The 23,211-nt window shown below is 35.0% G+C and carries 18 protein-coding genes and 1 pseudogene; 12 read left to right on the forward strand and 7 right to left on the reverse strand.

The annotated features are described in order from the left end of the window. Positions 1–83 precede the first annotated feature (83 nt). Together ACE38P_RS07610 and ACE38P_RS07615 are read left to right on the forward strand one after the other, a co-directional pair. A complete protein-coding gene (locus tag ACE38P_RS07610; protein WP_353280896.1) occupies positions 84–1,430 on the forward strand; it encodes an IS110 family transposase in 1,347 nt (448 codons plus the stop codon). 26 nt (positions 1,431–1,456) lie between these two features. After that, positions 1,457–2,341 (forward strand): P44/Msp2 family outer membrane protein, encoded by an 885-nt coding sequence (locus ACE38P_RS07615; protein ID WP_374699804.1) that lies wholly within the window; start codon positions 1,457–1,459, stop codon positions 2,339–2,341. 183 nt (positions 2,342–2,524) lie between these two features. On the opposite strand, the gene topA is transcribed toward ACE38P_RS07615, so the two are convergent. Next, entirely contained in the window at positions 2,525–4,975 is a 2,451-nt protein-coding gene (topA, locus tag ACE38P_RS07620; protein ID WP_374699805.1) for a type I DNA topoisomerase, read from the reverse strand. A gap of 735 nt (positions 4,976–5,710) precedes the next feature. Here topA and ACE38P_RS07625 point away from each other — a divergent pair. Together ACE38P_RS07625 and radA are read left to right on the forward strand one after the other, a co-directional pair. Beyond that, on the forward strand, positions 5,711–6,982 hold the full coding sequence (locus ACE38P_RS07625) for an MFS transporter (RefSeq protein ID WP_017532551.1): 1,272 nt from the start codon (positions 5,711–5,713) through the stop codon (positions 6,980–6,982). Between the two features lie 66 nt (positions 6,983–7,048). Further along, entirely contained in the window at positions 7,049–8,392 is a 1,344-nt protein-coding gene (gene radA, locus ACE38P_RS07630) for a DNA repair protein RadA (protein ID WP_052264751.1), read from the forward strand. Positions 8,393–9,176: 784 nt separating this feature from the next. Here radA and ftsY read toward each other — a convergent pair. Next, positions 9,177–10,088, reverse strand: coding sequence for a signal recognition particle-docking protein FtsY (ftsY, locus tag ACE38P_RS07635; RefSeq protein WP_374699806.1), 912 nt, complete (start codon positions 10,086–10,088; stop codon positions 9,177–9,179). A gap of 176 nt (positions 10,089–10,264) precedes the next feature. Between ftsY and iscU the strand changes: the two genes are divergently transcribed. Genes iscU through ACE38P_RS07655 form a run of 4 tightly spaced genes read left to right on the forward strand, consistent with a single transcriptional unit; the run spans position 10,265 to position 13,370 of the window. Next, positions 10,265–10,648, forward strand: a complete 384-nt coding sequence (gene iscU / locus ACE38P_RS07640) for a Fe-S cluster assembly scaffold IscU (protein ID WP_007302620.1) — start codon at positions 10,265–10,267, stop codon at positions 10,646–10,648. Between the two features lie 5 nt (positions 10,649–10,653). After that, complete coding sequence (locus tag ACE38P_RS07645) at positions 10,654–11,040, forward strand: HesB/IscA family protein (RefSeq protein ID WP_006012614.1); 387 nt, start codon at positions 10,654–10,656, stop codon at positions 11,038–11,040. Then, entirely contained in the window at positions 11,033–11,491 is a 459-nt protein-coding gene (locus ACE38P_RS07650) for an iron-sulfur cluster co-chaperone HscB C-terminal domain-containing protein (protein WP_006012616.1), read from the forward strand. Before ACE38P_RS07645 ends, ACE38P_RS07650 begins: the two co-directional genes overlap by 8 nt. Next, entirely contained in the window at positions 11,469–13,370 is a 1,902-nt protein-coding gene (locus ACE38P_RS07655; RefSeq protein ID WP_374699807.1) for an Hsp70 family protein, read from the forward strand. Before ACE38P_RS07650 ends, ACE38P_RS07655 begins: the two co-directional genes overlap by 23 nt. 3 nt (positions 13,371–13,373) lie before the next feature. Here the strand turns inward: ACE38P_RS07655 and lepB are convergent, their stop codons facing one another. Beyond that, the gene (gene lepB / locus ACE38P_RS07660; protein WP_374699808.1) at positions 13,374–14,159 is read right to left on the reverse strand and encodes a signal peptidase I; all 786 of its coding nucleotides are present in this window, start codon (positions 14,157–14,159) and stop codon (positions 13,374–13,376) included. A 199-nt stretch (positions 14,160–14,358) separates the two neighbouring features. Here lepB and ACE38P_RS07665 point away from each other — a divergent pair, with 199 nt between their 5' ends. Further along, the gene (locus tag ACE38P_RS07665; protein WP_007302624.1) at positions 14,359–14,715 is read left to right on the forward strand and encodes a TrbC/VirB2 family protein; all 357 of its coding nucleotides are present in this window, start codon (positions 14,359–14,361) and stop codon (positions 14,713–14,715) included. A 2-nt stretch (positions 14,716–14,717) separates the two neighbouring features. Here ACE38P_RS07665 and ACE38P_RS07670 read toward each other — a convergent pair whose 3' ends face one another. Both ACE38P_RS07670 and ACE38P_RS07675 read right to left on the reverse strand, forming a co-directional pair. Then, positions 14,718–15,716 (reverse strand): pyruvate dehydrogenase complex E1 component subunit beta, encoded by a 999-nt coding sequence (locus ACE38P_RS07670; RefSeq protein WP_264375491.1) that lies wholly within the window; start codon positions 15,714–15,716, stop codon positions 14,718–14,720. Between the two features lie 60 nt (positions 15,717–15,776). Beyond that, positions 15,777–17,108, reverse strand: a complete 1,332-nt coding sequence (locus tag ACE38P_RS07675; protein WP_374699809.1) for an ankyrin repeat domain-containing protein — start codon at positions 17,106–17,108, stop codon at positions 15,777–15,779. A gap of 325 nt (positions 17,109–17,433) precedes the next feature. Between ACE38P_RS07675 and uvrA the strand changes: the two genes are divergently transcribed. Together uvrA and ACE38P_RS07685 are read left to right on the forward strand one after the other, a co-directional pair. Beyond that, positions 17,434–20,247: an excinuclease ABC subunit UvrA gene (gene uvrA, locus ACE38P_RS07680; RefSeq protein WP_374699810.1), complete on the forward strand. Its 2,814-nt coding sequence runs from the start codon at positions 17,434–17,436 to the stop codon at positions 20,245–20,247. A 51-nt stretch (positions 20,248–20,298) separates the two neighbouring features. Then, entirely contained in the window at positions 20,299–21,003 is a 705-nt protein-coding gene (locus ACE38P_RS07685; protein ID WP_010405036.1) for a ComF family protein, read from the forward strand. A gap of 115 nt (positions 21,004–21,118) precedes the next feature. On the opposite strand, the pseudogene ACE38P_RS07690 reads toward ACE38P_RS07685, so the two are convergent. Further along, positions 21,119–21,400, reverse strand: a pseudogene (locus tag ACE38P_RS07690) (transposase); the annotation flags it as partial. Next, positions 21,378–21,638, reverse strand: coding sequence for a hypothetical protein (locus ACE38P_RS07695; RefSeq protein WP_264375494.1), 261 nt, complete (start codon positions 21,636–21,638; stop codon positions 21,378–21,380). The gene ACE38P_RS07695 and the pseudogene ACE38P_RS07690, both read right to left, overlap by 23 nt. A 245-nt stretch (positions 21,639–21,883) precedes the next feature. Between ACE38P_RS07695 and ACE38P_RS07700 the strand changes: the two genes are divergently transcribed. Next, positions 21,884–23,062, forward strand: a complete 1,179-nt coding sequence (locus ACE38P_RS07700; RefSeq protein WP_374699811.1) for an ankyrin repeat domain-containing protein — start codon at positions 21,884–21,886, stop codon at positions 23,060–23,062. Positions 23,063–23,211: the final 149 nt, after the last annotated feature.

Raw genomic sequence — 23,211 nt, forward strand, 5'->3', positions numbered from 1 at the left:
GAGACTACCTCGATTAGAAGAGCGTATAATTCAACCGTTCCAAGCTGAAGTGCTTTTCAACTATTATATGATGGAGGTTAGAAATGGCAAAAACAAAAAGTAAATTAGAGGTAATGAACCCTGATGCGGCAGGAATAGATATTGGTTCATCTGTGCATTATGTATGTGTACCAGAAGGAAGAGATAAACAGAATATACAAAAATTCTGCTGCTTCACAGAAGATCTTTATAACTTAGCAAAGTGGTTAAAGAGGTGCAAAGTTACTACAATAGCCATGGAATCAACAGGAGTGTATTGGATCCCTTTGTTTCAAGTACTTGAATCATATGGATTTGAAGTAAAATTAGTAAACGCAAAATATGTTAAGAATGTGCCTGGAAGAAAATCTGATGTTCAGGATTGCCAGTGGTTACAACAACTGCATAGCTATGGACTGCTTCAAGGGTCATTTAGACCAGATAATCAAATTTGTGTATTACGCAGCTACGCTAGACAACGAGATAACCTAATAAAAAGTGCAGCAGCACACATTCAACGTATGCAAAAAGCGTTAATTCAAATGAACATTCAATTGCATAAGGTGATAAGCGATATAACAGGAGTTACTGGCATACAAATTATTAAAGCAATACTTGAAGGTGAAAGAAATCCAGAAAAATTAGCTGAATTAAGAGATGGACGAATAAAAAATGATAAATCTACCATTGCAAAAGCATTAGCAGGAGACTATAGAGAGGAACACCTGTTTACACTAAAACAAGAGTTTGAGCTATACAATATTTATCAGGAAAAAATAGCAGAATGTGATAGAAGTATTGAAGGATATTATAAAACATTTGAGACAAAGTCAGGTGGGAACAAGCTATGTAATAAAATAAAGCGTAAGTCTACAAAACATAGGCCAAACTTTGCTATACACGAAGAACTGCATAGAATTACAGGTAGGGATTTCACAAAAGTTCCAGGACTTGATGTAGTAACCATACAAACAATAATTTCAGAAACTGGCATAAACCCTAATAGATGGCGGACAGAAAAACACTTTTCATCGTGGTTAGGGCTCAGCCCTGCCAATAAAATTACAGGAGAAAAAGTGTTTAGCACAAGAACGCGTAAAGTCATTAATCGTGCTGCAAATGCATTTCGAATAGCTGCTCACTGTGTATCAAGAAGCAACAGCGGAATAGGTGCGTACTGTAGAAGAATAAAGAGACGACTAGGTGCACCAAAAGCAATCACGGCTACCGCAAGAAAACTAGCATGCATTTTTTATAGTATGCTAAAGTATGGGCAAGAGTATGTTGAAAAAGGAATGAACTATTATGAAACACGTTACAAAGAGAGAGTTAAAAAAAACTTGATCAAAAAAGCACAGGAATTTGGCTACATCTTAGTTCAAAAAGATGAACTGGTTGAGGGAGTTTCTTAGAAGCTATTTTAACTAGAGGAATAGTCATGATGAGTAAAAAAACATTAGCAGTTACAGCACTTGCTTTATTGTTGTCACAACAATCTTTTGCAAGTGAAACGGAAGGATTTTACTTTGGTGGTGGATATTACGGTCAATATTTGAACTTGGGTAAGTTGAAAGCAAAAATTGGAGGCAAAGATGCTACAGATGATAACCGTGTATCTATAAATGACATAGACGCTCAGAGAACAGAAGGTCAGTTAATAAGTAAGTATAAAGGAGATTATAACCCACCTTTTGCTGCAAATGTAACGTTTGGTTACACAGGAGAACTAGGCAATAATAGCTATAGAGCTGAATTGGAAGGGATGTACTCTTCTGTAAAAGTAGATAATATTGGTTTATCAAGTAATCAAGTAACTGTTTCGTATCTAAAAGACGTTGGTGAGGGTACTAATAAAAAAAAATATATGTATAAAACTGTAATTAATCATGACCAAGTAGAAAACGCATCTGTAATGGCAAATGTTTATCATTATTGGAAAAGTGATAGTTTTTCTTTTTCTCCTTACGTTGGTATTGGAGTTGGTGGAACAAGAATGACGATGCTTGAAAAATCGTCAATAAGACCTGCAGGTCAATTGAAAGCTGGCTTTGATTATCGTATAAACGAAGATGTAAATATGCACATCGGATATAGAGGTTTTGGTGTTCTTGGTAGTAATGTTGATTTTGAAGCAGAGGTGTTAGGAGAAATGAAAGAAAAGCAACAGGCAAACTCAGATGGAAAAAAGATATTAGAATTGAATAAAAATCAAAAACCATCGGACCAGAAGTTACACAAAGAAAGTATCAGTATAGGCAATCAAGTGTTTCACACACACGGTATAGAAGCTGGTCTTACTTTTCATTTTGCCAGCAAAGCTTAACTCTGATAGAGACTATTTTCCTGTTAGCACGTCTGCGGCACACTACTGCAATTGCTGACTTAGTAACAGAGCAGCTTCTTGTTATTTGAGTGCTTCTTTCATGTCTATTCGAGTTCTTTTATTCTCAGCTCCAGAGCTACACGCTGGAACTGAGAATAAAAAGCATATTATTGTGCAAGAAGTCTACTTTTTATTCTTAATTAACTCTAAGGCTTTCTTCAAATCTATACTTTCAATATCTATGTCTTTGCCTAAAGCAACGTTTGTCTTATCGCATTTTATATAGAATCCGTACCTACCATTGCAAATGAAAACTTCTTTTCCCTTTTCATTAAGCCCAAGAGATTTTATCTCTTTGCGTGGGCTGCTCGCAATAATTTGTACAGCTTCGTTTAATTGTGTATCTAATACCTCTTTGGAGCTTTTTTTAAGAGAAAAGTATCGACCATCATAGAGAATATAGTACCCAAATCGTCCAAGACCTATTTTTACTTCCTTTCCAGTTTCTGGGTGTTCTCCGATTATTTTCGGCAGGGAAAGTAATCGAGTGGCGGTATTTAGATCAATATCATTAACATTTATATCTTTTGGTACAGAAATCTTTTTTTTCTTTTCTGACTCACTATTAAACTCCAGATAAAGTCCAAAAGGACCTTTTTTGATCATTACCTCTTGGCCTGTCACATCATCTATACCCAAACTTTTTGGATATTCTGAATTGTCATTACTGCCCGTAATTTCTTTTGTATGATTGCATGCAGGATAGTTAGAACATCCAAGAAACACACCGGCTTTTCCAAAATTTAATTTCAATATACCACCAGAGCAATTAGGACATTTTTTACCTATTTCTTCCTTTCCTTCCTCTGAGCAAAACCAATTGACTACCAAATCATGAATACCACTAAAAATCTCATCATGTGTCATTTGCTTAACAGAATTTACATGATTAAAAAATGGCACCCAAAAATAGCCTAGTTCTTTTTTCCAATCTGCATGTCCATTTGAGATTGAATCAAGCCTTTCTTCCATTTGTGCTGTAAAGTCATACTCTACACAACGCTGAAAAAAAGTTTCCAAAAATATAGTCACGATCTTACCGCGGCTGCTTGGAATAAATCTTTTGTTATCCAATGAAACATATTCACGATCTTGTAATACCGAAATAATTGTTGCATAAGTTGATGGGCGACCTATACCGACTTCTTCCATTTTTTTTACTATACTCGCTTCACTATAACGAGGTGGCGGTTGAGTAAAGTGCTGTTTCGGATCAACAGAAATCAACTTGCACGCTTCCTCTTCTTTCATGGCAGGGAGCAGGCCTTCATTTTCGGCTTCTATGTTATCTTGATAGACTTTATAAAAACCATCAAAGAATATACTTGATCCACTTGCTCGCAGAATCACTTTCTGGTCAATAGAACTAATTTCAACTACCACTTGATCAAGAATCGCCGATTCCATTTGACTTGCAATGGTTCTTTTCCAGATTAAATCATACAATTTAAATTGCTCTGGCGTTAAGTAATCCTTAATACTACCCGGCGTTCTATTAATATCAGTTGGCCGGATTGCTTCATGTGCTTCTTGAGCATTTTTGACCTTTTTTACATATTTACGAGGAGACTGCGGTAAATATTTATCACCATATAACGACTTAATTGATCCCCTGATTGAGTTTATAGCCTCATCTGCAATATGAAACCCATCTGTACGCATGTAAGTTATCAACCCTACGGTTTCACCACCAATATTGATACCTTCATATAAATTTTGCGCTACTCGCATAACATTTTTCACATTAAAATACAGTTTATTCACTGCATCTTGCTGAAGACTTGAGGTGATAAATGGAGGAAGCGGGTTTCTCTTAACTTGCTTGCGTTCTACTGTGCTTACAGCATACTGCCTTGACTCGATCTCCCTGACTAAGTTCTTTGCCTCTTCTTCATTCTTAATATCAAATTTTTCTAGCTTTTTATTGTCATAGTGGCTTAGCATAGCAAAAAAAGCCTCATCTTTGCTATTTTGCATTTCTGCCTTTATGCTCCAATACTCCTGTGTTATAAACTTACTGATTTCATCCTCTCGTTCGCATATAAGCTTTAATGCAACAGACTGCACTCGCCCTGCAGATTTGCTTCCCGACAATTTTGTCCACAGCAGCGGTGACAAGCTAAATCCAACTAGATAATCCAAAGCTCTGCGTGCTTGCTGTGCACGCACTAAGTCCATATTAATTTCACGTGGATTTTTTATAGCTTCTTGCACTGCACTTTTTGTTATTTCGTTAAAGACTACTCTATGAATGTTGCTTTCATCATTGATTGCTTTTCTTTCCTTTAGTGCCTCTATCACATTCCAAGCTATTGCTTCTCCTTCTCTGTCTGGATCTGTTGCAAGGTATATATCTGATGTTTTACTAGCTTCCTTGACTAACTCTTTTACATACTTTTCTGCTTTTTCAATAATCTCATACTTCATGGCAAAGTCATTATCAGGATCAACAGAACCATTCTTCGCTGGCAGATCTCTGACGTGGCCAAAGGATGCAGCCACTTTGAATTCTTTACTCAAATATTTACCTATCGTCTTTGCCTTTGCCGGCGACTCAACTATCAATAATGCCATAATTATTAGTACTTAAAGGTAATATGTTGAAATATATAGAATAAAAAGTAAAAAAATATTTTAATGGTCTTCTCAGTTTTTTAAGTGAATTGTTTTAATGTTAGCAAAAAACCTAATGAAAGAGCCTACTTTACAAATTTTCCCAACTCCCTTACCATAAGGATAACGCTATACTATTTATCTTCGTCTGTGGAGATTAAACGACAAAAGCATAACGCAGTTGTCGTCTTATTTTTAATTTTTTGCACTATGTGCATCTTATTTCTTTACAAAACTTCCAGTTTTTTAACCATATAAGCTGAAACGGGCTGTTTAAGACAGGCCAATTTTCAGGATTAGAGCTAGCTAATAGGGGGTTTCTTTTGTCTTTTTTCTACTTGGTAAATTTCTTGATATTTGTAGCTAAAGTAATTTAAGAGAGGTGTCATCCCAGTGCTCCGACACTGGGATCCAGTTAAATTTACGAGTATAAAAGTAATCAACGTTTCTGATGATGGAAAAATGGATCCCAGTGTCGGAGCACTGGGATGACAAGAAAAGGAGTACTGGAATGACAAGAAGGACATTCCACCATGTCATTCCAGCGGATGACCAGATTTTTTTATTTGATCCCAGACTGGCTGGTTATGCAAGTTCCAATTTTAATAATATTTACATATAAGCCATACGCTTGAGTTGCAAAGTTCTAAAAAGCAGCCAAAATAAAAATAAGTAGACATTTACAAATTAAACTAAGTGTACAATCAACAAACAAGAGTATTGATTGCAACAATACTCTGTAGAATCGCAATATGGTATGACCATATGCTCTTTATTGATCTGGTTAATATAATTAGTAGAGAATTTTGTTATGCAAAAGATATCTACTACAGCATATTGCAATTGTTTGGAATTGCAGGACTGGGTGCAATGGTAAGACCACTTGGTGCATCTGTATTTGGTCACATTGGTGATAGGTATGGAAGGAGAATGGCGTTAACGATTGCTATCTTGCTAATATCGATTCCTTCTAGTCTCGTTGCGTTTATTCCAAGTTATAGTAAAATAGGAATAACCTCTACTATGTTGCTTCTTACAATCCATCTGATACAAGGGGTTGCACTTGGCGCTGAGCAAGGAGGTAGCTCTGTTTATCTCATAGAGCATTTACCTAATAAGAAAAAACTAGGAATGTTTTTTGGAATAATAAGTTTTGGTCGCTCCATTGGCATATTGCTCTCTGTCGTTGCAGTGATCATTTGTAAAAAAACCACTGATTTTAACGCTTGGGGTTGGAGGCTGCCGTTTATTTTTTCAGCCATTTTAGGATTAATAAGCGCATATAGTATATATACACTAGGAGAAACTCCAGCGTATGAAAAAAATCGAGAACAAAGAAATTTACCTAATGTACCAATAATAGAGCTTACAAAACGCTATAAAAGAGCCCTGATACTTGCCATTTTAATATCTGTACCTGTTAATGTTGCTGTTGGATTTACCATATTTCTTAGAACAATTGCAAAAGAAATAGTGTCTGTTGAAACTTATGTAACAACGTATGTCAACGAAGTTGTACTCATTATAACCAGTATATTAATGCCGATATCTTCAATAGTGCTTGGAATTTTAGCTGATAAAACAGGAAGAGAACGCACTGCAATCTTATTTATAGTGATAACAATGGTAATATGTTGTCCTATGTTATCTATTGCATATTACTATAAAAGCTACCTAATAATTATGTTGAGTGTGATGGCTCTTTCTATAATCGAGAGGGGTATTAATCCTATAGGGATAGTTACTGCTGAGCTTTTTCCTACTAATGTTAGATTTAGTGGTGTGAGTTTATCACGTAACATTTCTTATGCCCTGCATGGTGGATTTACTCCTATGATATGCACTTGGTTTACTATAATGTTTCCTAAAATAGACTTTGCTGCTGGGCTTTATGTAATTTTTTGCTTATTAGTCAGCTTAGTAGCAATATTGCAAATAAAACCACAAGATAAAAAGTGTGATTGGTAATTTTCTCTATTTAAATTTATTTCACTTATTTAGCTAATTTTTATTACAATTATAATTTTGGCTTTTATGAAAACTGCATACGTATGTCAATTCTGCGGTCATAGCACTGGAAGGTGGGTAGGAAGGTGTATTGCATGTGACAGTTGGGATACGGTTGTCGAAGAAATAGTACTAAAAACAGAAACGAGAAGTACATCTGCACCAATTTCAATAAAAGCGTTATCAGATAGTGAAATTATTACCCCCGATCGTTTTTTAACAGGAATAGAAGAGTTAGATAGAGTTTTTGGTGGAGGTATCGTTCAAGGTGCTAGCATTTTAATTGGTGGTGAACCTGGAATTGGAAAATCTACTCTTTTGCTTAGGATTGCAGCTAATGTTGTACAACTTTCCTCTTTTGAATGTCTTTATGTATCTGGCGAGGAATCTTTAGAGCAAGTGAGCCTCAGAGCAAAGCGTCTTAAGATAAATGAACCTAAAATTAAGCTTTTATCTACAGTATCTTTAACTGATGTAGTAGCAACAATAAGGAAAAATAAAAGTATTAAGTTCTTGATAATTGATTCTATACAAACTATGTATGATAGCAAAGTCACATCAGCACCAGGAACTGTAACTCAAGTCCGTACCTGCGCTCATGAATTGACTGTTCTTGCAAAGCAATATGGTGTTTCTCTCTTAATAGTTGGCCATATAACGAAAGATGGACAAATAGCGGGACCTAAAACCCTGGAGCATATGGTAGATACAGTACTATATTTTGAGGGTGAAAATAGTAATCAATATCGCATTTTACGTACTATTAAAAATAGATTTGGCCCTGCAAATGAAATTGGTGTTTTTGAGATGTCTAAAGCAGGACTCATGCCTGTTGATAATCCATCATCATTATTCTTGACCGTACATGATAGAGAAGTAGTTGGCAGCGCCGTATTTGCAGGAGTTGAAGGCTCAAGACCAATCTTAATGGAAGTGCAAGCATTAATAGCAAGGACTAATATGGCAACTCCAAGAAGAGCAGTAGTTGGTTGGGATATTAATAGATTAGCTATGATAATCGCGGTTCTAAGTGCTCGTTGTAAAATGTTTTTGCATGATAAAGAAGTATACCTAAACATTGCAGGAGGACTCAAAATACAGGAACCATCAGCTGATCTTGCTGTTGCTGCTTCCCTTATTTCAAGTTTAGTAAATTTACCGCTACCAACTTCTTCAATAATCTGCGGTGAAGTTGCACTTTCAGGAGAAATTAGGAATGTTTCGCATGCTGATCTCAGGCTAAGGGAAGCACAAAAATTAGGATTTAAAAAAGCGATTATGCCTAAAAATGGCAATTATTCTTCTCATGATATTGAGATAATTAAGCTTGGTCATATAAAAGAGTTAAAAGAGATCTTCAATCACAGTTAAATATTATCTGCATGAACATTTTGCTTGTGGGAAGGATGTTATCCCAGCTTCCATAATGTCATCTGAGTAGGTGACACTGGCTTCTTTTTTTACTGTTTTTACTGTAATTAAAAATTCATTGGATCTTGATTATATATTTCCTCTGCTATAAGCAATAATTTTTCGCTCTCATCATAGAGACTTTTTGCGCTAGCTGCTAATTTCTCACTAATTTGTGGTAGACATTGTCATAATATACTCCTTAAATTTTTAAAATATATTTATGTTGGTATACAAGTATCAATATTACATTAATATAATAACTTTTTAGGCATGAGTGACAAGCTGAAGTGGTTTTTAATTACTCAAAAAACAGAAACGTTTCTATTTCCTACACTTTCTAAAACCATAGGTACCAGTTGGTTTTTAGCTAAAGTAAAGGTCAAGTATCTGGAATTCTGGACATAAAATCCTCCTGTGTAAAAAAGAGTTAGAAAAAAATGCAGTGCACATACGACAGATATGCACTGAAGAATACATTTTTTAATAAGTTTGATTAAAAAGTCTGCAGACTAAAGATAGATTTTGAGCTCTTAAAATATCTCTATTTGTAATTATAATGAGATTGAAAATATGCGGAAGTAATTTTTATACGTTAACGGCTCACCCAACCCACTTGCAATCTGGATCCCAGACTGGGATGACAAGAAAAGGCTACTCAAATAGGAAGTACTGGAATGATACCATCTAAAAACGGCTTCTCATGATAATTAAGCTTGGTCATATTAGAAAATTAAAGAGATCTTCAATCACATTTAAACAGCGCTTCAGCAAACTCTTTGCCAGTAAATTCCCTCAGGTCTTCTATACTTTCACCAATTCCTATAGCGTGTAATTTCACCTTATAAGCTTCTGCAAGCCCAATCACTACTCCACCTTTGGCAGTACCATCTAGCTTTGTTACAATTAACCCGGTAACACCAACCATTTTACTAAACGCCTCTAATTGGCTATAAGCATTTTGGCCAGTAGTTGCATCAAGAACTAAAATAACATCATGAGGAGCAATATCATCCAATTTCTTTATCGTTCTATGTATTTTTGACAGCTCTTGCATGAGATTTACATTGTTTTGTAGCCTTCCTGCTGTATCAATCAAAACAACATCAACGCTATCTTTTATCGCTTGATTTACAGCTCTATATGCCACACTTGCAGAATCGCTACCGTGCTCTCCAGTAACAATAGAGCAATCAGAACGTTCTGCCCAAATATTTAATTGCTCACTCGCAGCAGCTCTGAATGTGTCGCACGCAACAAGCATAACGGATTTTCCTTTTTCCTTATATTTATGGGCAAGTTTACCTATAGTTGTAGTTTTTCCATTACCATTCACTCCGCATACCATTATTATGTGTGGTTTTTTATTCAAAATGAGCGGCTGCACAACAGGGTTTAATATTGTTTCTATTTCGCTCATTAACTGCTGTGTGATAATGTTATGTTCAACTTCTGATTCAAATTTGATACTTGCGAGCTTATCAATAAGCAATCTAGAAGTTTTATGACCTATATCCATGCTAATCAGCAGCTCTTCCAGATCATCTAAAAGCGACTGATCTAATTTTTTTTTGCCAGAAAAAATATTTTTTACTCCATCACTAAAACGGGAGGAGGTTTTTAATAGTCCTTGATAAAGATTACTGAATAAACTCAAGAAATACTCCTTCTAAAATTACCATATAAAGAATGACATGCACTATATGTATTTGTAAAGTAAATACACTCGTAACCTATATATTTTGTGAGTAAAATGTACCGCTTGCTAGTGTATTTTACTTTAGTTTTTAACCTAAATATGTTATAATGTAAGTAATGGTTTACGGGTAATCTATGAGTTATAATGAGAAAATTTTAGATCATTACGAAAATCCAAGGAATGTTGGTTCTCTGGATAAAAATGATCCAAATGTTGGTACTGGTCTAGTTGGTGCACCATCATGCGGAGATGTAATGAAACTGCAAATAAAGGTCAACGATAAAGGTGTTATTGAAGACGCAAAATTTAAAACTTTTGGTTGTGGTTCTGCTATAGCTTCAAGTTCTTTGCTTACAGAAATGATCAAAGGAAAAACTATTGAGAATGTAACAAAGATAAAGAATACTCAAATAGTGGAAGAATTGTCTTTGCCGCCAGTAAAGATACACTGTTCAGTACTTGCTGAGGATGCTATAAAAGCTGCTATTCATGATTATCAAAATAAACAAAAACATTGAGGAATATGAGTGAATTTCAAGGAGTAAATTCTGTTAAAAAACCTATCACTCTAACTGCAAATGCAGTAGAGAGGGTAAGGTTTTTATTGGACAAAAAGAAGCATGCTAACCTTGAAGAAGCAATAGGAATAAGAGTTCTAATTAAGCAAAAAGGATGCTCTGGTTTAAAATATGATATTGAATATGCATATGATGTTCGTCCTTTGGAGTCGGTAATTGAAGAAAGCTGCAGTGATGATCAAAAAGTCAAGGTGCTGATCGATCCAAAATCTATCATGTTTATCCTTGGTTCTGAAATGGATTATGTAGAGGAAAAATTCTCATCAGGTTTTATTTTCAAAAATCCTAATGAGAAAGGAAAATGTGGTTGTGGAGAGAGTTTTCATGTCTAGCAACCATTTCACATTATTTGGAATTGAACCGGCTTTTAACATCAGCTTTGATGAGCTGGAGAAAAAATATATTGAGCTAAGCAAAACTGATATAAATGAAAGAGAGTCCAAAAATATGGAAAATATCAACAAAGCTTATCAGGTACTGAAGTCACCGCTAAAGCGTGCCGAACATTTGTTGGATCTTTTTGACGTACAAAGCAAAAAAGAGCATCTTGATCCTGAAATATTAAATGAATCAATGGAAATAAGAGAATACTTTCTAGACTGCGATGATTTACAATTTGCAAGTAGGATGATTGATGAAAAGGTAAAAGATTGTACTAAAAACCTAATTAATGCTTTTGCTACAAAAAATTTTGATGAAGCTGCTACGCAAGTTTTTAGATTGAGATATTTATATAAGTCATTTGAGGAGATAAAGGAAAATGCGGCCAGTTCAAATTTCTGAACCAAGTTCAAATGAGGTAGTTTTTGGTATAGATCTTGGAACTACTAACTCTTTAATTGCCATGGTAAATAAAGCTGGCAATGTAGAAATATTTAAAGATGAGCAAGGTCGTGAACTATTACCTTCTGTCATTTCATATGAAAAGGATGTACTAAAAGTAGGCTACGATGTTGGCGAAAACGCTATCTGCTCTATAAAACGCTTAATGGGTAAAAGTGTTAAAGACTTGCATAAAGAAGGTATCAATTGTGAAATAGATAACGAAAGTGAAAAAGTTATTAGGGTAAAATGCTCAGAAGAAAAGTATCTCACTCCTATTGAGATCTCTGCTGAGATACTAAAAACTCTATGCAAGAGGGTAAAAAAATTCACAGGGATGAAAGTTAACAAAGCAGTGATTACTGTACCAGCTTATTTTGATGATTCAGCACGTAACGCAACCAAATATGCAGCAAAATTAGCTGGCATAGATGTTCTTCGCCTCATTAATGAACCAACCGCTGCAGCACTTTCTTACTCCATTGGAAAGAACAATAACAGTGGCATATATGCAGTTTATGACCTCGGTGGTGGAACATTTGACATTTCAATATTAAAATTACATCAAGGAGTGTTTCAAGTTCTTGCAGTTGGTGGTGATACTAAACTTGGTGGTGATGATTTTGATCATCTGCTTAGTTTAATCGTGCTTAAAAAGTATAGAGAACAGGTAGGTTTAAATAAAAAATGCTCTAGTGTCATCCCAGTGCTCCGACACTGGGATCCAGAAAGTTTGATTGCAAGTGAACACACCAGAAAGTTATATAATAAGAACTGGATTCCAGTGTCAAGCACTGGAATGACACCATCTGATACAACTACCTACAAATTACAACATTCATACACTAAAACTGGTATCTGCAATATACGTGCTATAAAAGAGTACCTAAGTGAAGATACCTCTGGCACTTTTGAATTCAGCATCAATGGTGAATTATTTAAGTGCAAAATTACCAAAGAAGAATTCGAGCAAGCAATCAGTCCTTTGGTTAATAAGACTATAAATATAGTTACTCGTACTATAAGCAACATAGATCTTAAAATCGATGATATAAAAGGGGTAATTTTAGTTGGTGGCGCAACTAGAGTGCCATTAGTGCAAAATTCACTAATCAAACTCTTTGGCAATAAAGTGCTGAATGATGTGGATCCGGACAAAGCAGTTGCCAATGGGGCAGCTTTGCAGGCTCATTATTTAACTTCAAACTCAAAAGATAGGAATATTCTCCTTGATGTGCTGCCTTTATCACTTGGCATAGAAACTATGGGGGGAATAGTTGAAAAAATTATACCAAGAAATACACCACTACCAGTTTCAGAAATAAAAGAGTTTACAACTTACGCTAACGGGCAAACAGCAATGAAAATTCACGTTTGTCAAGGAGAACGTGAAATGATAAAAGATAATAAATCTCTAGCACGATTTGAACTCAAAGGTATACCACAATTGCCTGCAGGTTCTGCAAAAGTTGAAATAGGATTTACAGTTAGCATTGATGGAATATTGACTGTCACTGCAAGAGAAAAAACTACTGGAGTCGAACAGACAGTTGAAATAAATTCAAGCTCTGGCTTAAGTGAAGAAGATATTCAAGATATGGTCAATCAGTCAGTAAGTAACTTTGATGAAGACATGAAGGCTCGTTCCCTTGCAGAGGCTAAAATTAACGGTAACAAGCTCATACATCTAGTTGAAAATGTTTCCACTGAGCAAAAGTTAAAAATTTTACTACAGAACGCAAAAGACGCTTTACAGGAAAATGACTTAGACAACATTAATAATGCTATCTCTGAGTTAGAAAACTCTGCTTTAGAATTATGCGAATCAGCAGACAGATAGAGTTCATAAAACTTTGTGAAGTACCCTGTCAAATCTCAGAGCAATAGGTAACCTAAAATCAAACGGCAACCAATCAACTTTGCCTAATTTAAACGATAAACCAACCATGCTTACGCGCCCAACTATATTTTCAGTTGGTATTAACCCAATTTCAGAAAACCTGCTATCAAAAGAATTATTTCTATTGTCTCCCATAACAAAAAATTGATCATCAGGCACATAATAAACTGGAGTATTGTATGATAACTCATTAGAAAGATTACCTATTAGAATTTCATGCTCCTTGCCGCTCGGGAGTGTTTCGATGTATCTTGCTATATTACGCTTTGACTCATAATCAAAAAAATTTTCAATTTGTCTTCGCTTTACTTTCTGATCATTTAAATATAACTCCCCCTCTATCATTTGCACTTTATCGCCCGGTATTCCTATTACCCGCTTAACAAATCTAATGCTGTCATTTCTTGTAGGCTTGAAAACTATTATATCACCACGCTCCGGAGGGGTATAAAAGATTCTACCGCTAAAGATGTTTGGAGAAAATGGAAAAGAGTGTTTACTATAACCATATGAATATTTACTAGTAAAAATATAATCTCCCTCAAGTAGAGTGCTTTTCATTGAACCAGAAGGAATATGAAATGGCTCAAATAAAAAACTACGTATTGATAGCGCAATTAGTAGCAAAAAAAACAGTGAAGATAAAAACTTTCTCGTTCTTGCTATCCGGTTCTCTCTCAATTCTTTCAATTTTATTTTCTTTGTAAATTTAAGCTTATCATAACACATAAAAGTGGTAATGTGAAATTTTACTCATGGGTGTTATTGCTCTTTTTTGAAAGTCGAAATAAGCTCTCAAGTAATTGACAGTGATTGATAACCAATAGACATCATTTGCTATGCAATATTGTATAAATCACAATGCTAGTTTTACTGAAAATTATACTATTTTAGATATAATTATAATATTTAAACTTAAGGTATAGGGATGAACCCTACAATTAGAAAGGTTTTTTGTATTCTACTTATAGTATTATTTATTTCTTTTTCTCATGTTGGAAGTGCTGCTAACTCTAATGACGATACAACTGCTCAAGTAATATGTAATATTATTGGCTACGTTTGGGGAATAGGTGGACCGCTTATGACCGTAGTGATAATAGGAGCAGCTTTACTTGCAATATTTGGTAGAATGCCGTGGCCTGCTCTTTTCGCCCTCGGTGTATTTTGCGCTGTGTTTTTTGGCGCTAAAACTATTGTCATAAAAGTAATGGGTGGTATAAACTCTACAAATGCCTCTTTTATGGAAGAATGTGGAACGGGAGATAAAAAAAAGAGTCAATAGGACTATTTCTTTCTAAAGCAGACTTGGTGCACAGCTTCAACTATATCTTCCACTTGTGGTAATGCTTTCTTTTCTAGGTTTGCAGCATAAGGTAAGGGGACATCCTTGCCGGTTACCCGTACAACCGGAGCGTCAAGGTAGTCAAATCCTTGTTCCATAACCATGGCTGAGAGTTCTGCTCCTATTCCTGCAAATGGCCAACCCTCTTCTATGCTTACTAATCTATTGGTCTTCTTAATAGAGTTAATAACTGTTTCAGTGTCAAGTGGTCTTAAGGTTCTGAGGTCGATAACTTCAGCTTCTATTCCTTCACTAGAGAGTAAATCTGCTGCATTTAACGCATCCATTAGTTTCAATGAAAAAGCAGTGATAGTTACATCCTTTCCTTCCCGTATAACAGCAGCTTTGCCTATCTCAAGTAGATAATCTTTGTTTGATAGCTCAGAGTCAGGAACTTCATGCTCATGTCCATAAGCGATCTCGTTTTCTAGAAATATTACCGGATTAGGGTCACGAATTGCAGCTTTAAGCAGACCTCTGCAATCGGAGGCAAAGTAAGGTGCTATTACTTTCAACCCTGGAACATGCGAATACCAAGATGCAAAGCACTGAGAATGTTGTGCTGCAACTCTTGCTGCAGCACCATTTGGTCCACGAAATACTATAGGGCATCCAAGTTGTCCACCCGACATATAATTTGTTTTTGCTGCGGAATTCACAATTTGGTCGATAGCCTGCATAGAAAAATTAAAAGTCATAAACTCGACTATTGGCCTCAGTCCAGCAAATGCTGCTCCAACAGCAAGACCAGCAAATCCATGTTCAGTAATGGGTGTATCAACTACCCTATTTTCTCCAAACTCTTTCAGTAATCCTTTCGTTACTTTATAAGCACCATCATACTCTGCAACTTCTTCACCCATGATAAATATATCAGGGTCATTTTGCATTTCTTCTCTGATCGCTGTGCATAAAGCTTCTCTTACACTTAAGATTGCCATTTGTAAACCTGTAGATTTCAACTGAAATAACTATATCAAAATTACCAGGAAGCGCACAAGTTAAGTTTTACAAGCATCATGTTGCATTGAGCATTGAATACTTACTTCTTTTAATTCAGTAGGTTGCGGTGATAGTGCGTATGTAACTCCACCGACTATCAATGAAGACATCACAGAAGTTGCAATCATCAATAGAATTGGTAATTGGAAGGCTATACTAAAGGCAACACCTACTGTCAACATGATTGCAAAGTTTACAGAAGCAATTTTTAAGAAAGACAGTTGTCTTTTTTCTGTTTTTTCTAGTAATACTTTATTTGCTTTGGTTTTGCTTAATTCACTATTAAGTGTTGTATTCTCGTTTTCCAGATCTTTTATTTTTTGCTTTAGTGATTGATTCTCTTTACTGAGCTTATCAACTATTTCTAACCGAGTCTCATGTCCAGCTACGTCACTCTTTGATTTTTCTAGTTCTTTCTCAACATGTTTTAATTCTTTACCTGGCTTTTCTAACTTCCGAATTTGGCTATCTTTCAACTGAACTTGAGTTTGCAGGCTTTCTAAAGTTTGGTTATCAACTTCATTAGCTGCCCCGTCGTAATTTATTTCGGAGTAGGAAGAAGTATCAAACGTAGTTTCAAGTGCTAAACCGTTGTCGTCACTACTAACGCTTTCACCAATAGGAGTCTGTTTACCACTATATGTAACACTTCCTCTTTGCGGTGACTCAAATTTTTCTACCATATTCTTAACACCAGCATGTAAGTATTGCTCACTTACTATACTGTCACTACTTTCGCACGTAACAGGAGCCTGTGCACCACTACGTATGGTATTGTATTGTTTCACAGAATTTATAACATCTGCTGATACATCAGTTTTTTTCTCATGCTTTGTATAAAAATTTTGTTCTGCTTTCTTTAACATTTCCTCTATAGCTTCTTTATTCTCTGTATTACCAACTATCTCTCTTGGAGTCTTATTTTTGCTTTTTAATGAAGGATTGACTCGATTGTCATTTAGTAACCGTTTTACCATGTCTTTATGTCCACAAGAAGCAGCAATATGCAAAGCAGTTAGCCCATCATTTTTAGAACCATCTTTTACTCGAGCGCTAACACTTGCTTTCTTTTTCATTAGAAATTCCGCTATCAAAAGATTGTTGCATGCTGCATCAAGATGTAACAACGTCCAATCTTCTGCAGCTTCTTCTGAAAATTTTATACTAAATTGATGTTCTTTACTAAAATTTTTACTAAACTTGTTGTACTCTCCTGCATCTTTTCCTTTTAACTCATTCTTTATTTTTTCAAGTAAATTATCTTCATCCAAATCGCTACTTTCACTTACCTCATTTATTATTTCAAAAAACTTCTCCTTCTCTATTGCCATAACCTTTCCCTCTCAATTTATTTTTATCACTGCATAATCTCACAAAAAAGTTAAATTTATCAAAATTCTATATTTTATATAAAATAAGATTTCCTGTTTCCAAAAATTGGTAAGCATGTTTTTGATGAGATTGTAGAAAACATACTTTTATGACACCATTTGTTGTACGAACTAACTTGGCGAAAACAGATGTTCATATAGTTGTGTGGCAAAATGTTTTGCACTAGTTATGCTACTTCGTTTTCCATAACAGTTGAAAAAATTAGTAGCAAGTTGTTGTGAGTTTATGTATTTTGAGGCTGTAATGGTCAAAGGTACATGAAGTATGATCAGAGTTAAAGGTGCAAGAGAGCATAATTTGCAGGGTATTGATGTCAATATACCAAAAAATAAGTTAGTTGTTATAACTGGACTAAGTGGTTCTGGTAAGTCTAGCCTTGCATTCGATACGATTTATGCAGAAGGCCAACGCCGATACGTCGAAAGTCTATCGGCTTATGCACGTCAATTTCTTAATATTCAAGATAAACCAGATGTTGAGTCAATCACAGGCCTCTCTCCTGCAATATCAATTAATCAAAAGTCGATCTCAAAAAATCCAAGATCAACTGTTGGAACCGTTACTGAAATTTACGATTATGTACGTTTGATATATGCACGAGTGGGAATACCTTATTCGCCTGTAACTGGGTTGCCAATAACGAAACAGGCTGTATCTCAAATTGTAGATACTATTATAGCATTACCTTTAGAAACTAAAATATATATACTTGCTCCTATTGTGCGTGGCAGAAAAGGAGAGCACTTCAAAGAGATATTGGAAATTAAAAAGCAGGGTTACGTGAGACTAAAAATAGATGGTGAAACATACAATATAGATGACTTGCCTAAACTCGACAAAAACAAGAAACATGATATTTTTGTTATTGCAGATAGAATCTCCATGTCAGATGATATAGGAAATCGACTACCAGGCAGTATAGAATCAGCATTGAGGCTGGGCCATGGCTTAATGTATGCAGAAATAGTGAACTTACCTGATAACCACAATTCCGAGTATAAAAATGGTCAAACTTTAACTTTCTCAGAGAATTTTGCATGTCCTGAGTCTGGCTTTACTCTTGAAGAAATAGAGCCAAGATTGTTTTCTTTTAACAGCCCCTACGGTGCATGCAGTTCATGCAGTGGGCTCGGTAAAAAACTAAGTGTTGATGCAAAGCTAATAGTGCCAGACGAAACGCTCTCGATATCTGAAGGTGCTTTAAAGCCAATTGGATCAATGTTCCGTCAAGTGCATACAAACTATGGATTGCTAAAAAATGCAATTCTATCACTGGCTGAAAATTGCAAATTTAGCCTTGATGTTCCGTGGAAGAATATAGACCAAAAAGTGAAGGATTTAATACTTTTTGGCTCTAGAGAAATGAAATTTCAAGGTTTGGTCAGTATCCTAGAACGCCAGATGGATTACGATGCATCACTTATTGATAGGTATTGTTCTGTTACTGACTGCAAAGAATGTGCTGGCTATAGATTGAGAAAAGAAGCACTTACAGTGAAAATTGACGAAAAACATATAGGTGAAATATCAAGGCTCAGCATCGATGAATCCCTTAAGTGGTTTGGAAATTTATCAGACAAACTTACAGAACAACAAAGGCAAATTTCAAATAAAATATTAAACGAAATAATCAAAAGGCTGACATTTTTAAAGAATGTAGGGCTAAATTACCTTACACTTGACCGTGAATCTAGCACTCTCTCTGGTGGTGAAAGCCAGAGGATCAGGCTTGCTTCGCAAATTGGCTCTGGTTTAACAGGAGTGCTATACGTGCTTGATGAGCCCTCAATTGGCCTTCATCAATGTGATAATGATCGATTAATTACCACACTTAAAAATCTGAGAGACATGGGTAATACTGTGATTGTTGTTGAACATGATGAAGACACAATAATGGCTGCTGATTATGTGATTGATATTGGTCCTGGAGCTGGCGTGAATGGAGGAAAAATCGTTGCAGAAGGAACACCAGATCAGGTACAAAAAAATTCAGAAAGCATAACAGGACAGTATTTAAGTGGAAAGAAGGAAATTTCAATTTCAAAAAGAAGAAAGCAAACAACTCAGTTCATAAAGGTAATTAATGCTTGTGAGAACAACTTAAAAAATATAAATGTTGAATTTCCTATAGGGAATTTTATTTGTGTTACTGGAATATCAGGAGGAGGGAAATCAAGTTTAGTGATAGAAACATTATATAAATACTCAGCACACAAGATAAATCATTCATCTGCAAGGCATGGTCAATGCGACAAAATAGAAGGCCTTGAGTATATAGATAAAATTATAGAAGTTGATCAATCGCCAATTGGTAGGACCCCAGCATCAAATCCAGCAACATATGTTGGTATGTTTACTCACATCAGAAATTGGTTTGCAGGTCTCCCAGAGTCGAAGGCACGAGGTTACAATATAGGCCGATTTTCATTTAATACCAAGGGAGGAAGATGTGAAGCTTGTAAAGGTGATGGGCATTTAAAGATCGAGATGCATTTCCTACCGGACGTTTATGTGAAATGTGAGCAATGTAGAGGACAGAGGTATAACCGAGAAACATTGGAAGTTACTTACAAGGGAAAATCAATTTCTGATGTGCTTGATATGACAATAGATCAAGCATGTGACTTTTTTGAAAATCTTCCAATGATAAAGGAAAAGTTGATTTCTTTACAGGAAGTAGGGCTTGGCTATATAACGCTTGGACAGTCGTCAACAACGTTGTCCGGGGGTGAAGCACAACGAATAAAGCTGTCTAAGGAACTATCAAAGCGATTTACCGGGAAAACATTGTATATTCTCGATGAGCCAACAACTGGGTTACATTTTGAAGATGTAAATAATTTACTGAAAATACTCCATAGGCTAGTTGATTTAGGAAATACTGTTATAGTTATTGAGCACAATTTACATGTTATAAAAACTGCTGATTACATAATAGATATTGGTCCAGAGGGTGGAGTAAAAGGTGGCGAAGTGGTTGCTGTAGGAACTCCAGAAAAAGTTGCACAGACTCCAAAAAGCGTTACAGGCAAGTATCTTAAAACATATTTATTGGATCAAGTATCGACTATTTCTTAATAATTAGGTTATGAGGAGCATTTTAAAAGGTATACCTAACATATTTAATTCATGAATCTTCTCTTATTAAAAAAAGCTACAGATCTCATATTTCCAAACGTATGCGTAAGTTGTGAACGTATAATTGATAAAAGTTATGATTTATGTAGTGAATGCAATAAAAAAATCAATTTTTTAACTAAGCATTACTGTAATGTTTGTGGTGTAGTAATTCCAGATAACATTGATACATGTGGTAAATGCATCAGTAACCCTTCACCATTTAAAGTATTAAGATCAGTTTTTGCTTATGATGAACATAGCAAAAATATGATTATAAATTTTAAATTTTTTGATAATTTAAATTATGTGAAAGTCTATGCAAAGTGGATGTACAAAGCTAACAAAGACATGTTTCAAAATGCAGAGGTCATAGTTCCCATACCGCTACATAAAATACGCTTATTTAAACGTAAATATAATCAAGCAGCATTGCTCGCGAAGGAATTAAGTAAGTTATCTAATTTATCTTATACACCATTTGCAATAAAACGTATTCGTCACACCAAACCTCAAGCTGGTCTTTCACTTAAACAGCGTGAAAAAAATTTGAAAAATACTTTTAAAGTAAGTAACAGCGAAATTATCAAAAACAAAATCGTGATATTGGTTGATGATGTAGTAACAACTGGCGCAACCGCAAGGTCTTGCTCTCAGGAAATTTTAAACTCTGGTGCAAGAGAAGTGAGAGTGCTATCGCTTGCAAGAACTGTATGAAAATCAGCTTTAAGGTATAATTTTCATTTTTGAAAACTGTTTAGTGTCTTAGTACTAACTTCTGTATCATTCCTCTTAAAAAAAAGTCTAGTTATAGTGTATACGGAGTCTATAATTATAGCTCTTTTTCTAATAGTTCGAATAGCTGAATATTCTTTCTGGCTAAATTTTTTATAACAAACCAATGGTTTGATTAAAATCAGGAGAATATGGAGGCAGATATATAACTTCAGCACCGACACTTTTAACAAAGTCACTTATTTTCTATGAAAAGTTGCATTATCCAAAATCACCCAGCAAAAAGCTTGAACTAGCTATTAAAAACGTCTGTATCGCAATAGCCTTCAAAAATCATAGGCGCCATAATTTTTCCCTTATTCAAAGCTGCAATCATATTTTTGAATACTCACTGCATTCAGAAAAAAATAGGTACATGCTAGTGTAATAGCACTGGATGTAATAATTGGAACAAGTAAAAAAGCCTCTATTAGTTTTCTTATAGAGCTGGCTGGTTTAATGCTGTTATTATTCAATGATGCAAAATAATTTTCACTAAGGTTGGCCATCCATTTTGCGCCAGATAAGACCCTCTCACTATTTTTTTTAGATAAGTTGACTTGTATTTGCTTTCCCATGTTTATAATTATGCTAATAATAAATATGATAAGATCAATATAAATTTTTTACTTCCGTGTTTTTTCTATTGTTGTTTATAATGACTATAGTTACATCACATATTTCTTTCAATTAAATGGATCAGTTATTTATTGCAAATCACTGACTTTTTCAATGGTTTCTTTTTTTAAATAATTCCTAAAAATGTGTTTACTTTTGTTTGTAATTGTGTAGTAACTGCAACGTAAAGTTATAGGAGGTAAAGATGGATTTTGAAAATCTGAAAAAGATATTAAGTGCAATTGATAAAGATGCAAGTGTAAATAAAGATAACGTAATTAATAAAATAAAAGAGGTATTGCGAAGGGAAGATACAATAGCGTATCAAGAGTGGGAAAATAAAAATTTTAGTATAAATCATACATTCATCCAAAGTGATCCTGATGCCGAATTTACATTATTAATTGCAGCTGCAGCAGCTGGCTGTAAGGATTTAGTGAATGTTTTATTAGATAGGCATGCGGATGTTCATGTAGAAGGTGAAAATAGAGAGACTGCTTTGCATCATGCCGTTTATAGTCGATGTGTAGGTGTAGTAAATGCTCTACTAAAAAAAGGTGCTGATGTGAATGTAAAAGACAGAAGTGGTAGTACTCCTTTGCATTATGCTACTATATATAAATTCATAGATGTAGTAAATGTTCTACTAAAAACAGGTGCTGATGTGAATGTAAAAGACAGAAGTGGTAGTACTCCTTTGCATTATGCTACTATATATAAATTCATAGATGTAGTAAATGTTCTACTAAAAACAGGTGCTGATGTGAATGTAAAAGACAGAAGTGGTAGTACTCCTTTGCATTATGCTACTTTAAGTAACCATATAGAGGTAGTAGATGCTCTGTTAGCTGAAGGCGCAAGTGTTCATGTAAAAGATAGAAATGGTAGTACTCCTTTGCATTATGCTGCTAAAAATGGCTATTTAGAGATAGTAGATGCTCTACTAGACAGAGGTGCAGATGTTTATGAAAAAGATAGTTTGCAGAAAACTCCTTTGTATTATGCCATTATAAATCACCAAGAAGATATGGTAGAGAGTATAAAAGGGTTTTTAAAAAATAAAGTAGTTCAAGGTAGTGTAGTTGTTGGTGGCTTAGTTGCCATGTTAGGGAATTTTGTAACATCGACGCTTTTTATAACCGAGACAATGGAAATTACATTAACATCTGTTACGGCAGCAATAGCTGTATCTGCATCAACAGCATTAACATCTGGTTATGCTAAATATCTAATGTCAAAATTCGATAACGAAATAAAAGAAATAAAAGAGCGACAAAACGTAATGGAAGGGAGGCAAAGCTTAACAGAAGGGAGGCAAAGCTTAACAGAAGGGTGGCAAAGTGTAGATCTACAAAGCATATGTATACATAATGCTCTTTCGTAAATTTTTACTTCCGCACTTCTTTAGTGTTGCTTATAATAACTATAGATTTAGATCTTAATTAGAGGCTTTAATTACCTACTTTAAGTTATTGAATTTCTTATCATAGCATCTATCATTCCAGTACCCTGGAATGAAAGAAAAAGAACACT

Origin of the sequence: Wolbachia endosymbiont (group A) of Limnophora tigrina (assembly GCF_964263225.1) — a bacterium.
Lineage (GTDB): Bacteria > Pseudomonadota > Alphaproteobacteria > Rickettsiales > Anaplasmataceae > Wolbachia.

What these genes read in the sequence shown, in the direction of transcription:
- ACE38P_RS07610 (WP_353280896.1), top strand. Translation starts at nt 84, where the DNA reads ATGGCAAAAACAAAAAGTAAATTAGAGGTAATGAACCCTGATGCGGCA.
- ACE38P_RS07615 (WP_374699804.1), top strand. Translation starts at nt 1,457, where the DNA reads ATGATGAGTAAAAAAACATTAGCAGTTACAGCACTTGCTTTATTGTTG.
- topA (WP_374699805.1), bottom strand. Translation starts at nt 4,975, where the DNA reads ATGGCATTATTGATAGTTGAGTCGCCGGCAAAGGCAAAGACGATAGGT.
- radA (WP_052264751.1), top strand. Translation starts at nt 7,049, where the DNA reads ATGAAAACTGCATACGTATGTCAATTCTGCGGTCATAGCACTGGAAGG.
- iscU (WP_007302620.1), top strand. Translation starts at nt 10,265, where the DNA reads ATGAGTTATAATGAGAAAATTTTAGATCATTACGAAAATCCAAGGAAT.
- ACE38P_RS07645 (WP_006012614.1), top strand. Translation starts at nt 10,654, where the DNA reads ATGAGTGAATTTCAAGGAGTAAATTCTGTTAAAAAACCTATCACTCTA.
- ACE38P_RS07650 (WP_006012616.1), top strand. Translation starts at nt 11,033, where the DNA reads ATGTCTAGCAACCATTTCACATTATTTGGAATTGAACCGGCTTTTAAC.
- ACE38P_RS07655 (WP_374699807.1), top strand. Translation starts at nt 11,469, where the DNA reads ATGCGGCCAGTTCAAATTTCTGAACCAAGTTCAAATGAGGTAGTTTTT.
- lepB (WP_374699808.1), bottom strand. Translation starts at nt 14,159, where the DNA reads ATGTGTTATGATAAGCTTAAATTTACAAAGAAAATAAAATTGAAAGAA.
- ACE38P_RS07665 (WP_007302624.1), top strand. Translation starts at nt 14,359, where the DNA reads ATGAACCCTACAATTAGAAAGGTTTTTTGTATTCTACTTATAGTATTA.
- ACE38P_RS07670 (WP_264375491.1), bottom strand. Translation starts at nt 15,716, where the DNA reads ATGGCAATCTTAAGTGTAAGAGAAGCTTTATGCACAGCGATCAGAGAA.
- ACE38P_RS07675 (WP_374699809.1), bottom strand. Translation starts at nt 17,108, where the DNA reads ATGGCAATAGAGAAGGAGAAGTTTTTTGAAATAATAAATGAGGTAAGT.
- uvrA (WP_374699810.1), top strand. Translation starts at nt 17,434, where the DNA reads ATGATCAGAGTTAAAGGTGCAAGAGAGCATAATTTGCAGGGTATTGAT.
- ACE38P_RS07685 (WP_010405036.1), top strand. Translation starts at nt 20,299, where the DNA reads ATGAATCTTCTCTTATTAAAAAAAGCTACAGATCTCATATTTCCAAAC.
- ACE38P_RS07695 (WP_264375494.1), bottom strand. Translation starts at nt 21,638, where the DNA reads ATGGGAAAGCAAATACAAGTCAACTTATCTAAAAAAAATAGTGAGAGG.
- ACE38P_RS07700 (WP_374699811.1), top strand. Translation starts at nt 21,884, where the DNA reads ATGGATTTTGAAAATCTGAAAAAGATATTAAGTGCAATTGATAAAGAT.